This window comes from Paenibacillus lacisediminis, assembly GCF_046567315.2.
In genome coordinates this window covers 477,504-490,708 of sequence record NZ_JBKIAX020000002.1, presented here as the reverse complement: position 1 = coordinate 490,708, position 13,205 = coordinate 477,504, and the positions used below count along the sequence as shown (strand labels likewise).

The window sequence follows — 13,205 nt, the reverse complement described above, 5'->3', positions numbered from 1 at the left end:
CCCTTGAGGGGGTAAAGGTGTTTTTGCGTAAACATGGAACAAAATATGTTACAATAAAAAACGTGAAATTGTGGACGAGAGGAATGTGAGCATGAGCAAAGCATTGGAACAAGTGCTGCAGCAGGAAGTCGACAAACGGCGCACGTTTGCGATTATCTCCCACCCGGACGCCGGGAAAACGACCTTAACGGAAAAACTGCTGCTGTTTGGCGGCGCGATTCGCCTTGCCGGTTCGGTCAAAGCGCGCAAAGCGAGCAAACACGCCACCAGCGACTGGATGGAAATCGAAAAGCAGCGGGGGATTTCCGTAACTTCCTCCGTCATGCAGTTTGACTATAACGGGCACCGGGTCAACATTTTGGATACGCCGGGCCACCAGGATTTCAGTGAAGACACCTACCGCACGCTGACCGCGGCGGACAGCGCCGTGATGCTGATCGACGTGGCCAAAGGGGTCGAGGCGCAGACGATCAAGCTGTTTCAGGTTTGCGCCAAGCGGGGAATTCCGATTTTTACGTTTATCAATAAGCTTGACCGCGAAGGGCGGAGTCCGTTTGAATTGATGGAAGAGATCGAGCAGGTGCTGGGCATCCGCTCCGTGCCGATGAACTGGCCGATCGGGATGGGCCGCGAGCTATCCGGGGTGTATGACCGGATGAAAAATCAGGTGGAGCTGTTCCAGGGGGACGATCATTCCACCATTCAGGTGAAAAAAGTGGAGGACTACCGCGATCCGGTCATCCGCGAAATGGCGGGAGAATATCTCCACGAACAGCTGTGCCAGGATCTGGAGCTGCTGGACGTGGCGGGTGACCCGTTTGATCTTGAGAAGGTGAGACGCGGCGAATTGACCCCGGTATTTTTCGGCAGCGCGGTCAACAACTTTGGGGTACAGACGTTTCTGGAAAACTTCCTGCAGCTGGCGCCAAAGCCGGAGCCGCGCCGGAGTACCGCAGGGCTTGTAGCACCGACGAACGAGAAGTTTAGCGGATATGTTTTCAAAATTCAGGCGAACATGAACCCGGCGCACCGCGACCGGATCGCGTTCTTGCGCATCGTGTCGGGCAAATTCGAACGCGGGATGTCCGTGAAGCATGTGCGGGCGGGCAAGGAGATCAAGCTGTCCCAGCCGCAGCAGTTTTTGGCGCAAGACCGGGACATTGTTAGCGAAGCGTACCCGGGGGATATCATCGGGTTGTTTGACCCGGGCATTTTCCGGATCGGCGATTCGCTCAGCCAAGGCAGCGAAGTTGTGTTTGACGAGCTGCCGACATTTTCGCCGGAAATTTTCGCGAAGGTCACGGTCAAAAACGCGCTCAAGCATAAGCAATATCAAAAAGGCATCGATCAGTTGACCGAAGAAGGCACGATTCAGGTGTTTACGACGGTCGGTTTTGAGGATACGCTGCTTGGCGTGGTCGGCCAGTTGCAATTCGAGGTGTTCGAGTACCGGATGAAAGGGGAATACGGCGTCGACGTGCTGCTGCAGCGGATGCCGTTCCAATTCGCGCGCTGGATCGTGGCGGACAACATCGACCCGTCCAAATTCCGCATCAACTCGACGCTGGTTAAGGACAAAAAAGGCAATTACGTCGCCTTGTTCGAAAACGAATATGCAATGCGGACGGCGATGGAGAAAAATCCGGATGCGAAGTTTCTCGAGACCGCGCCGTAATTTAGGGGTACGCTCATCCCGAAAGCAAGCCTTCTTTTTGACCGTATTACGGTCTAAAGAAGGCTTGTTTTTTCCCTGCCTATTGATTTAAAGGCTTTAGATTCAAGGCGTCGACCTGTTTCTTCAGAACGGATACGAGCTCGTTTTGCTTGGCGTCGTCGAGGTTTTTCCAGATCGTTTCAAACACGACTCCCAAACCCGGCAGGGCCGCCTCCTGAACGTCGATCGAGCCCTCGATCATGTCCCGCAGCGATGCCTCGTCCTTGCCGTTGATTTTGTGCATGATCGCCTCGCGCAAAGTGAGCGTAATGGCCGGCATAGCGATTCCTCCTTTAATAATGGTACCTATCCAATGCTTAATGTGTCCTGTAAACCGGGTGAAAATTCAAGTTTGCCGCGGATTATGGTATACTGAATCGAATGAAAAAAAGCTCGGGTGGTGAAAATATGGCGCATGCGAACAAAAAACAATTTGCCGTAATCGGGATGGGCCGGTTCGGTTTAAGCGTAGCCACTGCGCTCAGCAACATGGGACTTGACGTGTTGGCCATCGATGCGGACGAGCACCGGACGCAATTGGTAGCCAATTTGGTCACGCACGCCGTTTCCGCGGATTCGACCGATGAAGAAGCGCTGCGAGCGCTGGGCATTCGCAATTTCGACGTCGTCGTGGTCGCGATCGGCGAAGACATACAAGCGAGTATTTTGACGACGCTGATTTTGAAGGACTTGGGCAGCCCGCTGATCGTGGTGAAAGCCCAAAACGAGCTGCACGGCAAGGTACTGCAGAAGATCGGCGCGGATAAGGTGATCTATCCTGAGCGGGATATGGGCCTAAGGGTAGCACATCATTTAACGTCGCCGAATGTGCTGGATTATATCGAGCTGTCGGACGAATACAGTATCGTGGAGATGCGTGTCTCTGCGGAGATGGTCGGGAAAAACCTGATCGAACTCGATATTCGGGCGCAGTTCGGATGCAACGTGATGGCGATCAAGCGTGGCGCCCGGATGAACATTTCGCCTTCGGCGGCGGAGCGTCTAACGACCGATGATGTCCTGGTCATCGTGGGCGAGAAGAATGACCTAACCAAGCTGGAGCTGGCTTACGCGGAAGCTTAGGCCCATCGGGGCAAATCGAAAAGCCTAAGTTGAACTAAAGTAAGAACGGGGGTAGGCAAGAGTGTGAAATGATTCTGAAGAAGCGGAGCGTTCGCCTTTGTGACCGGATTTCTACCATGTAGGAATTAAGTAAATCATAGAAATCTGGGAACAACAGCGATCGTAAGAACATTTCACACGCCTGCCCTAATCCGTACTATCAATAGTATATAGCATGAACCTCTAGAATAAGGATGGACCTGGTATGGAGATATTGTCTCCGCAGAATCCCCGCGTCAAGGAATGGGCGGGACTGCTTGAGAAGAAAAATCGGGACAAGCATCATAAATATTTGATCGAAGGCGTTCATTTGGTCCAGGAAGCGCTTCGTGCGGGCGCCGATATCGAATGTGTCTGCTACGATATTGAAGGCGGTATCCCGGCGGAACTGCATGCGGCAGCGTCCACGCGCCTTGATGTGGAGTGGATCGGCGTGTCCTCCGCCGTGATCGGCAAATGCAGCGATACGAAGACGCCGCAGCCGATGTTCGCGGTCGTCCGCAAGGACCGCGGGGCGTTTGCTCCGCTCCTGGACAAGGAGCGGAGTTTGGTGGTGGTGCTGGACGGTGTGCAGGATCCCGGCAACGTCGGCACGATCATCCGCAGCGCCGACGCGATCGGTGCGGACGGGGTGATCGTCGGCGCGGGCTGCGCCGACATTTACGGGCCCAAGGTGCTGCGCGCCACGATGGGCTCGATCTTTCACTTGCCGGTGGTGAGCGGCAAGCTGGAGGAGGTGCTGCCGCAGGCGAAGCAGCGCGGCATCCGGCTCGCCGGAACGAGCCTGCAGGCGGCGGCGAACTGCTACGCCTACGACTTCACCGGCCCGGTCTGGCTGCTGTTCGGCAGCGAAGGCGGCGGCCTTAGCGCCGAAGTCCGCGAGCTGATGGACGACGGCCTGCTCATCCCGATGCGCGGCCAGGCGGAATCGCTGAACGTGGCGATGGCCGCTTCGGTGCTGCTGCATGAGGCGATGCGGCAGCGGTATTTTAGCTAAATAAAAATTTCTGTCCACAACCCTAAATAAGTGTTCAGCGATATAATTTAGTTGCGAAGTAGTATAGGCGGGATAAAAAGCATAAAGCAAATAAAAAAGACGCTTACCTGGGCAAGTTCCCCAGCATAAGCGTCCCTTTTTATTGCAATTTTAGTTCAAGTAAGCGCTCCCGTAGCGTGAAAAAGCAGACCGTATAGGATGGATTCCAATTCTATACGGTCTGCTTAATTATGAAGCTCCTCGCCTCACCCTTCATTGGAAAAAATCCAATAGATCACCGGATATCGAACACCATATTGAACTCTCATTGGAAATATTCCAATAGAACACACTCAGATCGCCCGTTTGCGCTCTGTCTGAAACTAATCTATTGGAAATTATCCAATCAAACTGCTGTATTTGCCAACTAATTTCCAATTCTATTGGAAAAATCCCATCAGAACATTGTATCGAATCTTGCGAATCTGCTGCCCGGCTGTTATTTGTTAAGATAGATTGCGATATAATAGGAGTATATTGTACGCACGGTGAAATGAAAGGGAAGAAGCGGTAATGGGCAATCCGGATGCATTTTTTAATCGAAAAAAACAAGAAATAGGCGTGGAACTAAATGAGGTGCAGAAGCGGGCGGTGCTCCATACGGAAGGGCCGTTGCTTTTGCTGGCTTCGCCCGGGTCGGGCAAAACGACGACGATGATTATGCGGATCGGTTATCTCATTGAAGAGAAGAACGTGGATCCCCGCCGCATCAAGGCAGTTACCTTCAGCCGGGCGTCGGCGAACGATATGAAGGAGCGGTTCAAGCGGTTTTTTCCTTATCTTGCGCCCGTTGATTTTTCGACGATTCACAGCTTTGCTTTTGAAGTGATGCGGGAATATTTTCGGAAAACGAAAACCGCTTTTCGAATCATCGAGGGCCATTTGGATGCGGAGGAAGAAGGAAAGCACGACCCGCATCATCCGCCGCTGCACAAAAAAGCCATTTTGCGGAATTTGTTCGATTCCATCGTTGGCGAGAAAATCACCGAAGACCAAATGGATGAATTGACCACCTACATCAGCTACATCAAAAACAAAATGATTCCTCCTGAAGAATGGTCTTCAGTGCGGGTGGAAGTTCCCGAAGCGGAACGGATTTTGCATGAATACGAGAGGTTGAAAAAGACGGGTTTTGACGAGCTGCTGGTTGACTTTGACGATATGCTTTCGATAGGAAACGAGGTTTTGCGGGAGGATACGGAACTGCTGCGGCGGTATCAGGAACGTTTTCAATACGTGTTAACGGATGAAAGCCAGGACACTTCCCCGGTTCAACATGCCATTATCGAGAAGCTGGTCCGGAAACACGGCAATTTATGCGTTGTCGCCGACGATGACCAGTCCATCTACAGCTGGCGCGGCGCGGAGCCGGCTTACCTGCTGGACTTCAAGCAAGTATATCCGGATGCCGCCACTTTGTTCATGGAGCAAAATTACCGTTCCTCGCAGGATATTGTTGCCGTTGCAAATCAGTTTATCAAACGGAATAAAAACCGCTATGACAAAAATATGTTCACGGAGAACCCGCCGGACAAGCCGATCAAGATTAGAAGTTTTGCGGATTACCGGGATCAGTCGAAATATCTCGTGCGGGAGATTCAAAAGTGCGAAAATCTCGCCGAAATCGCCGTGCTTTACCGCAACAACTCGTCATCCATTGCTCTCATGAATGAGTTTGACCGGGCGGGTATTCCTTTTTATATGAAGGATGCGGATCAGCGTTTTTTCTCGCATTGGGTCGTTGAAGATATTTTAAACTTTATGCGGATGACGTTCACCGATAAACGGGCGGACATTCTGGAGAGGCTCCACCTGAAATTGAACGGGTATATCAGCAAGCAGCAGATGGCTGCGTTAAAGCGGCTCGACAATAATGAGTCGGTTTTTGACAATTTGCTGCGGCATGTCCCTTTGCAGGATTATCAGGTCAAGCCATTGATGGAGAGCAAGGAAACCTTCCAGCAAATGAAAGGGATGCCCCCGCGGCCGGCCATTCGTGTCATCCGGGATCGTTTGGGATATGAGAAGGCGCTGGAAAAGACCTGCAAACGGCTTGGTTTTCGTAAAGAATATCTGATCGGTATTTTGAACACGTTGGAAGAAATTGCGGACGGGCTGGATACGATGGAGGCGTTCGCCGATCGGCTTAAGCATCTGGAATCCGTGTTAAAGCACGCCAAATTTAGAAAAGATCAGAACGCCGTGACTTTTTCAACGTTTCATAGCGCTAAGGGACTTGAGTTTGAACGGGTATACATGATTGACCTCGTGGAAGGCGTCATTCCCTCTTCCGATGATCTCGGCGCGGATGATTTGGAGCTGATGGAGGAAGCCGTCCGCTTGTTCTATGTGGGCATGACCCGGGCGAAAAAGCGCCTTGAGCTGATCGCTTACCGAAACAGGGATGGTGAAAAAGCGGAAGAATCGCGGTTTGTAACGGCCGTCAGGGACATCATAAACCCGCCAAAGGAAGAAAAGCCGGAGGACCGGAAAAAAAGTACTCGGAAAAATGACATGGGGAACAGCTCCAAAGCAGGGGTTCCGTTTAATCCCAAGGCGATTCGGAATAAAGCGGAACTGGTTACGGAGATGTCCGTTCGCCATAGGGTGTTCGGACCAGGGACGATCATCAAGATCGATGAGGATCAGGATCGGGTTCACATTCGTTTTGCTGCAAGGGAAAAAGAATTATCCATAGAGATTTGTCTGGAAATGGGGCTGCTGGAGCCGGCCTGATCTTTGGCGGAAGCAGCCCTCATTTATCCGGAAGCGGTGCCTTCAGACGCGGGCCTTTGCGGTGGCGGGCTTGAGCTGAAGCGCTTTTTGATTCAACTCAAGGTCCTGCAAATATTTACGGATTATCGATTCGAGCTGGTTCACGATCATCCGCTGCATCTCCTCGATATGTTCTTCCATAGAAAACCCGGATACCGTCAGGGTACCGTCGCAATAAGATTTCGTTTCATGAACCGCTATGTTCAGCTTTTCCTTATACAGCCTCTTTACGGGGCCGTTGACTGGTTTGATTTCATAGTAACGGTTCGTTTCGATTAGCAGTTTCCAGGGCATTACTTTAAAATTCAATTGATCCAAGCGTAGTTCTCCAGTGACCTGGTACAGTTGTTTTGAGCTGTTCATGATGAAATTTCCCCTTGAATGTTTATGCTGCAAAATGAATGTTCTCTGTGAAAAAAGAACTAAAAAGTGATACTAAAGAACTATAAAACAAAAGAGTGGGAAAAACAAGTGTTAATTCCTATGGTGGTTTTTTCCATGTCCTTCTTTTTTTGCCCTGTCCCGCATAACTTGTATAGAAGCTTTACCAGTGCAAGGGGGCTGGACAATGCGAATACGACGCGGGTGGAAAAGCCGGAGAAGAAGGCCGCGAAGCAGGCGGACGCTGTGGATCGTCGTTTTGGTGATCGCCGTGTTTGCCGTTTTTGAATTTTTTCAATATGTTGAAAAGCATATGCGGGAGCCGATCATTCACTTGGCGCAAATCCGGGTAAAGCAAATTGCCACCGATTCGATTAATGACGCCATCGCCGCCCAGGTGGCAAATGAGCAGCAGGTCGAGGACTTGATCGATTGGAAAACCGACGATTCCGGGAAAATCACCGGATTTATGCTGAATTATTCCGCGCATATGAAGGTTACGTCCGAGACGATCCAGACGGTGAGACGTACGGTGGAAGACGTGTCCAGGCTGTCGGAACATATTCCTCTCGGCCAGGCGCTGGGAAGTCCCATTCTCGCCTCGTTTGGGCCCAGTATTCCCATTAAAATCGAACCGAAAGGCGACGTCAAGGTGGACCTGAACACGCGCCGGCAGGATGCGGGAATCAACATGATCCTGGTGGAGGTGTTTTTGCGGGTAAAGACGGAACTGGCCGTTGTTGTTCCCTTCGATATGCAATCGCAGATTGTGGAAACGGAAATCCCGGTGTCTTATTTGCTCGTCGTTGGAGATGTCCCGATGTATTATTATGACAGCAAAGGGAATCCGGTCGGAGAAAGTCAGGCAAACGCGCCGAATATCGCTTTGCCGTCGCTGCCGGGAACGGAGGAGAAGCTGGAACAGCAGCTGCCGGACGGACTGAACTCCGGGCCGGGGAATGATGCGGTGCCCGAAGCTGATTCGGATGAGCCGGACGCTCCTCAGGAACCGGCGGAAAATACGGGCCAGAACGCAGGTAATAACGCATCTTCTCACTGATTTGAATCTGGAAGAAAAAGGGCCGCTCCTCGTTTAGGAGCCGGCCCTTTTATTTTTTTTCGACGCTTCGGCGTGTTCCCATTTTTTGAGTAAAGGATAAGGATCAAACGCCCAGTCCGCGCTGCCCGTATCGCGGTAGATGCCGTAATGGAGATGGGGAGGAAATTTGCCCGACGTTCCGGGCGGCCCGTAACCGCTGCTGCCCACCCAACCGATGGTTTGCCCCGGCTCGACGATATGTCCGACTTCAACCCCTTTTGCATACCCTTGCAGGTGTGCGTAGTAATGATAGCGGTTGTAAATATCGCGGATTCCGATCCGCCATCCGCCGTAAGGGTTCCAGCCCTTCGTTTCAATGATGCCGTAACAGACGCTGCGGACGGTCAGGCCCATCGGGGCAAACAGGTCGGTGCCTTCGTGAATCCGAACGCCTCCCCAGCCCCGCCGGTCTCCCCAGGTATCGCGGTATGTATAGGTGCTGTGAAGCGGCAGCGGAAAGGCGCTGTCCGACAGGTCCAGCTTCCCTAACGTTTTGTACAGCTTGGCGAACTGCCGGATCCGCTCCACGGCCGAATCGCTCTGATAATACCGCCATAAGGCGATGCGAAAATCGTCCTCACTGTAGCCGTAGCCAAGCAAATAAGAAGCCATGGTGAACAAAGCGTCCCGGTCGTTTTTGGGGTCGGCGGCGCCGTCGGACGTCGCGTCTTTGCCAATACCCCCGAACAATCCGATCGTCGCCGGGTTCCGGTCTGCCGAATCCGGGTTAAGCAGCCCGGCCCAAAAAGCTTCCTTAAAGCGAATTCCGGTCAGGCGATCTTCTTCCTGCTGTTTTTTTCGCGGCGTGACGGTGCGTTCATATTGGTCCACCGCTGCCAGCCAGTACCAGGGGATTTGGGTCAGGATTTCCATTTCTTCGTAGAGGCTGCGGCGCATCTCATACACGTTTTTGGCGGAACCGCCGGCAGTCGTGCCCGGCGCTTCGGCATAAGCGGCTCCAAATCCGGGAATCGTCCACAAAGACGAAAGGATCGCCGCGCAAATCATGCATCGAATATATTTGCTGCAGGGGAGCGGATGAGACTTCACGTGATTATTCCTCCTTACGGGTTTGCTGAACGTCTCTTAGCTTGAGGCAAATGCTGTGTTTTTATTCCATTTCGTAAGTAGGTTTAGGTTTTTCCAGCCGATTCATGGTATAATAAAGACCGCTACGGCTTATATCAAGAGAAAGAAGGTCTGTTGCTTTGGCTAAACAACTCCAACCTAAACCGGATTGGATCCGAATCAAGCTGACAACCGGCGATAATTACCAGGACATTAAAAACATGATGCGTTCCAAAACGTTACATACCGTGTGCGAGGAAGCGCGGTGTCCGAACATATATGAATGCTGGGCGAACCGTACTGCAACGTTTATGATTTTGGGAGATATTTGCACCCGGGCTTGCCGTTTCTGCGCGGTGAACACCGGCATGCCTACCGAGCTCGATCTGCAGGAGCCGGAGCGGGTGGCCGAAGCGGCCGAGAAGATGAATCTGCGCCACTGCGTCGTCACCAGCGTGGCCCGCGACGATCTGCGCGACGGCGGGGCCGGCATTTTTGCCGGGACCATCGCGGCGATTCGCGCGCGCTTGCCTTTTTGCAGCGTGGAAGTGCTGATTCCCGATTTTCAGGGGGATGAGGAGGCGCTTCGCATCGTCATGGAAGCGAAGCCGGACATCCTCAATCACAACATTGAAACGGTGGAGCGGTTGTCCGACCGGGTACGGGCAAAGGCGAAATACCGCCGTTCCCTCGAACTGCTGCAGCGTGCCAAAGCAATGAAGCCGGATATCCCGACGAAATCGAGCATCATGCTCGGCGTCGGCGAGGAATGGGAAGAAATCCTGCAGGCGATGGACGATCTGCGCGCCGTCGATTGCGATATTTTGACGATTGGCCAATATTTGCAGCCTACCCCTCAGCATTTGCGGGTAGAAAAATATTATACGCCCGAACAATTTGCGGCTTTGAAGGAAGAGGGAATGAAGCGGGGATTCAGCCACGTCGAATCCGGACCGCTGGTCCGCAGCTCCTATCATGCGCATGAGCAAGTGAAATCGGCCAAAAGCCGTAAGGAAGAAGGCGTTCCAACATCATCCTAATTTAAGCTGATTTAAGGAGGAAACACCCTTGATTCAAATCGGCGGAAGAACCTACGAACTGATTCAGAACTATAGAAACGCCTGGGACCCTGAAGCCTTCAAGCAAAGATACAGCGAGGTTTTGGACCGTTACGATTACATTATCGGGGATTGGGGGTACGAGAAGCTCCGCCTGAAAGGTTTCCTGCGGGACAATCATCCGAAAGCGAACCGGGATACCGCCTTTTCCGGGATTACGGACTATATTAACGAATATTGCAATTTTGGCTGCGCCTATTTCGTGCTCCAGAAGGTCAAGGACAATCATAATCATGCGGAAGCGGGGCAAGCGGGCGGCAAATAGCCGCCTGGGCCTAGCGGCTGGCTGGTAAACAGCTGGCTGCTCGACACGGGCTGGTAGACACGGGCTGGTAGACACGGGCTGGTAGACACGGTCACGGGCTCCAAACACGGGCTGCTGCCAAGTACAGGCTGCTTTAGGCAGCCTAGTTGTTAAACAGCCTAGCTGATTACAACGGGCTGCTAAACACGCGTGCGGGGTGTGAACGTTCGAAAAATAGCGGTAAAAAAGGGCGTTATTTCCTAAAACTTGAGGAAGCCGGTGAAAATAGCGGAACTTTTGGGCGTTATTTTCCTGGCGAGACGGATCAATGGCCGTTTTTCCGAGGGACTTGGGGAAATAGAGCCGTTTTTTACCGCTATTTGTATGAGGCTGGAGAAAAACGGACAAATAGCGGTAAAATTTACGGCTATCCGGAAAGATAACAAGCCTTCCACCTGTGAAGCGGCACGCCACGAAACTGTCACACCGTGAACCGCCGCGCAGCGGATATGCCGGCACTATCGTCCCCCTATTTTCCCACGGTGAGCGTAAAGTGCTTGTTCAACAAGTTGAAACATAACCGTCGACTTGCTACCCGCTACAATAATTTAGCGTGTAGGTTTGTCGCTTTTTTCAAAACTGGCTTCCGCTCTGATCTGGCTCGCTTAAGCTTTGAAGATACTCCCTAGCATTTCACCGGTTTCCAGCAAAGTTTTTAATCCCGAAATGACGATCGGCAGTCCGTTTTCAAGAATCTTTGCAGTGCCGGGAGCCTGTTCGAATTCATCGTGTATAACGGTTACGAGCGACACGCCTTGAAGCTCTTCGTGCGAATCGATTTCCCATGTGATGCGGGACGTCATGTCGTTTTCCGTGCTTGTGAATGAAATAAAGCGCCAGCTCATTACGAGTTTACGGGGAAGGGTAATCTCAAGAATGGTGCCCTCGGCTTTTTTCTCTTCTCCATTCCATAGTTCGAATGGCGATCCGACCTCCCAGGAGGCCTGGATGGCGCAATTAAACCAAAACTTCGAGGTTTTGGCCGGATCCGTAATTGCCTGCCATACTTGTTCCGGCTTTGCTTTAATTGCTATCCGATGTATATGCCCGGGTTTGTTTTCCATTTTCGTTTTACCCTCCAATTCATTGAAGCGAGGTTAAGCCGATCGTTGGATTGGCAACAACCAGCTGGCCATTATGGTTTTTAAGTAACTGGGCGATTGTCCGGCCATCCTGCTCACAAATAATACTTCTAATCGGCTCTCCCGGAAGCGCATCGTGGTTGGTTTACCAAGATAACTAATCTCTTTTAGTTAAGTTATTGGTCGGACTTATGGCCCCCGGCTAGGTGGCTTATACAATCACAGCCGTCCCGCTTACAGCGACCATCAGCATGCCATCGCGAATGACTTCGTAATCAATGTCGATTCCTACAATTCCACTAGCTCCCATCCCCGAAGCTTTCTGGGTCATCTCAGCAAATGCTGCGTCTCTCGCTTCTTGAAGCTTGCCTTCGTAAGCGCGCGAGCGCCCCCCTACGAGGTCGGTAATCGAAGCCTTAAAGTCTTTGAACACGTTGGCTCCCATAATGACTTCACCGGTGGCAATGCCCAGATACTGCAAGATCGGGGAACCTTCAATAGTTGATGTAGTGGTCATAATCATAAATTATCCTCCTCAATTAGCCTGGCTATATGGAGATACGCTTGTTGCTGTTTTCCGCTTCAGGCCTCAACCGACCTTTTTCGGATGTCTCATGAAATTAGATCTATAGCGTAGAATAGTAGAGAAGGTTGAGGCCGTTATACACGATATGCACCACGACCCCGGGCCAGATGGAATCCGTCTTACGGAACAGTATGCCCGTCAGGATGCCGACCATGAATGCGTCGAACAGGATGACGTTGAATCCATGAACGACGCCGAAGATCGCAGCGCTGCCGACCACGCCGGGCCATGCTCCGTAACGGTTCAGCGCATTGGCAATAACGCCACGGAATACAAACTCCTCGCCGAGCGGCGTGAGGATGGCGCCAGTGATAATCAGAACAAAGAGTGAGCGCGCGCCGCCTTTCGCCGCCGCCTGGAAGTCCGCTTGGTTGTTCGGCTCGGTGATGAAGTGAAAATACACCCCCTCTATAACGAAGCATCCGCCGAACGCGACAACACCGAGGGCGGCTCCCACAAGCAGCCATTTCCGTTCGGTCACCCGGAAACCGAAAGCGCGCAGATCGCGAACTCGCAGGGCGTAGGCTGCGAACAAGGCGGCGAGGCCAACGAGACCATTGCCTACACCTCCGATGTTAATTCGCAAGATGGCTTGCTCGTCAGGGATTTGCGTCATCCAAAGACCGAGCATAACAATGCCGATCAGATAGAGACCCAGTGCAGTTAGGGTCTCTGGCCAGCCAGGTCGGGCTTGGGGCATAGTCGATGTGGAAGGGCTACTCATTTCCAGCCTCCGATAGTGTTGGTCTCAACGTTTTCAATTGATGCGGCCAGTTCTTGCCGCTTGAGAGTGCACAACGCGCAGGTGCGCTCCCCACGAATTCGCGGCTAATCCCGGCCTGCCTCCCGAACGCTAGTTGGCACCAGTTTTTACTCATATATCTTTCCCCTTCCGCTCTCTGTTTTCATCTGTTTTTCAT

The 13,205-nt window shown here is 52.1% G+C and carries 14 protein-coding genes; 8 read left to right on the top strand and 6 right to left on the bottom strand.

Annotation, left to right across the window (positions count from 1 at the left end):
• Positions 1 to 91: 91 nt before the first annotated feature.
• A complete protein-coding gene (locus ACLD72_RS05635; protein ID WP_411001814.1) occupies positions 92 to 1,675 on the top strand; it encodes a peptide chain release factor 3 in 1,584 nt (527 codons plus the stop codon).
• A gap of 79 nt (positions 1,676 to 1,754) precedes the next feature.
• Here the strand turns inward: ACLD72_RS05635 and sspI are convergent, their stop codons facing one another.
• Positions 1,755 to 1,994 (bottom strand): small acid-soluble spore protein SspI, encoded by a 240-nt coding sequence (gene sspI / locus ACLD72_RS05630; RefSeq protein WP_411001815.1) that lies wholly within the window; start codon positions 1,992 to 1,994, stop codon positions 1,755 to 1,757.
• A 128-nt stretch (positions 1,995 to 2,122) separates the two neighbouring features.
• On the opposite strand from sspI, the gene ACLD72_RS05625 reads away from it, so the two are divergent.
• The 3 genes from ACLD72_RS05625 (at position 2,123) to ACLD72_RS05615 (ending at position 6,608) form a co-directional block, all read left to right on the top strand.
• Positions 2,123 to 2,797 carry a potassium channel family protein gene (locus ACLD72_RS05625; RefSeq protein WP_411001816.1) on the top strand — a complete coding sequence of 225 codons (675 nt, stop codon included), beginning with the start codon at positions 2,123 to 2,125 and terminating at the stop codon, positions 2,795 to 2,797.
• A gap of 244 nt (positions 2,798 to 3,041) precedes the next feature.
• Positions 3,042 to 3,833, top strand: a complete 792-nt coding sequence (locus ACLD72_RS05620; RefSeq protein ID WP_411001817.1) for a TrmH family RNA methyltransferase — start codon at positions 3,042 to 3,044, stop codon at positions 3,831 to 3,833.
• A gap of 552 nt (positions 3,834 to 4,385) precedes the next feature.
• On the top strand, positions 4,386 to 6,608 hold the full coding sequence (locus tag ACLD72_RS05615; protein WP_411001818.1) for an ATP-dependent helicase: 2,223 nt from the start codon (positions 4,386 to 4,388) through the stop codon (positions 6,606 to 6,608).
• A gap of 42 nt (positions 6,609 to 6,650) precedes the next feature.
• On the opposite strand, the gene ACLD72_RS05610 is transcribed toward ACLD72_RS05615, so the two are convergent.
• Complete coding sequence (locus ACLD72_RS05610) at positions 6,651 to 7,010, bottom strand: hypothetical protein (RefSeq protein WP_411001819.1); 360 nt, start codon at positions 7,008 to 7,010, stop codon at positions 6,651 to 6,653.
• 205 nt (positions 7,011 to 7,215) lie between these two features.
• Between ACLD72_RS05610 and yunB the strand changes: the two genes are divergently transcribed.
• Positions 7,216 to 8,088 (top strand): sporulation protein YunB, encoded by an 873-nt coding sequence (gene yunB, locus ACLD72_RS05605; RefSeq protein ID WP_251591558.1) that lies wholly within the window; start codon positions 7,216 to 7,218, stop codon positions 8,086 to 8,088.
• A gap of 33 nt (positions 8,089 to 8,121) precedes the next feature.
• On the opposite strand, the gene ACLD72_RS05600 is transcribed toward yunB, so the two are convergent.
• On the bottom strand, positions 8,122 to 9,135 hold the full coding sequence (locus tag ACLD72_RS05600; protein ID WP_411001844.1) for a M23 family metallopeptidase: 1,014 nt from the start codon (positions 9,133 to 9,135) through the stop codon (positions 8,122 to 8,124).
• A gap of 200 nt (positions 9,136 to 9,335) precedes the next feature.
• Here ACLD72_RS05600 and lipA point away from each other — a divergent pair, with 200 nt between their 5' ends.
• From lipA to ACLD72_RS05585, 3 genes are all read left to right on the top strand, one after another.
• Entirely contained in the window at positions 9,336 to 10,235 is a 900-nt protein-coding gene (gene lipA, locus ACLD72_RS05595) for a lipoyl synthase (protein ID WP_251591556.1), read from the top strand.
• Between the two features lie 28 nt (positions 10,236 to 10,263).
• The gene (locus tag ACLD72_RS05590; RefSeq protein WP_251591554.1) at positions 10,264 to 10,578 is read left to right on the top strand and encodes a YutD family protein; all 315 of its coding nucleotides are present in this window, start codon (positions 10,264 to 10,266) and stop codon (positions 10,576 to 10,578) included.
• A 146-nt stretch (positions 10,579 to 10,724) separates the two neighbouring features.
• Positions 10,725 to 11,000 carry a hypothetical protein gene (locus tag ACLD72_RS05585; RefSeq protein ID WP_411001820.1) on the top strand — a complete coding sequence of 92 codons (276 nt, stop codon included), beginning with the start codon at positions 10,725 to 10,727 and terminating at the stop codon, positions 10,998 to 11,000.
• Positions 11,001 to 11,222: 222 nt separating this feature from the next.
• On the opposite strand, the gene ACLD72_RS05580 is transcribed toward ACLD72_RS05585, so the two are convergent.
• From ACLD72_RS05580 to ACLD72_RS05570, 3 genes are all read right to left on the bottom strand, one after another.
• The gene (locus tag ACLD72_RS05580; RefSeq protein WP_411001821.1) at positions 11,223 to 11,681 is read right to left on the bottom strand and encodes an SRPBCC domain-containing protein; all 459 of its coding nucleotides are present in this window, start codon (positions 11,679 to 11,681) and stop codon (positions 11,223 to 11,225) included.
• 229 nt (positions 11,682 to 11,910) lie between these two features.
• Positions 11,911 to 12,222: a YbjQ family protein gene (locus ACLD72_RS05575; RefSeq protein WP_411001822.1), complete on the bottom strand. Its 312-nt coding sequence runs from the start codon at positions 12,220 to 12,222 to the stop codon at positions 11,911 to 11,913.
• A 103-nt stretch (positions 12,223 to 12,325) separates the two neighbouring features.
• On the bottom strand, positions 12,326 to 12,985 hold the full coding sequence (locus ACLD72_RS05570) for a CPBP family intramembrane glutamic endopeptidase (protein WP_458475603.1): 660 nt from the start codon (positions 12,983 to 12,985) through the stop codon (positions 12,326 to 12,328).
• Positions 12,986 to 13,205: the final 220 nt, after the last annotated feature.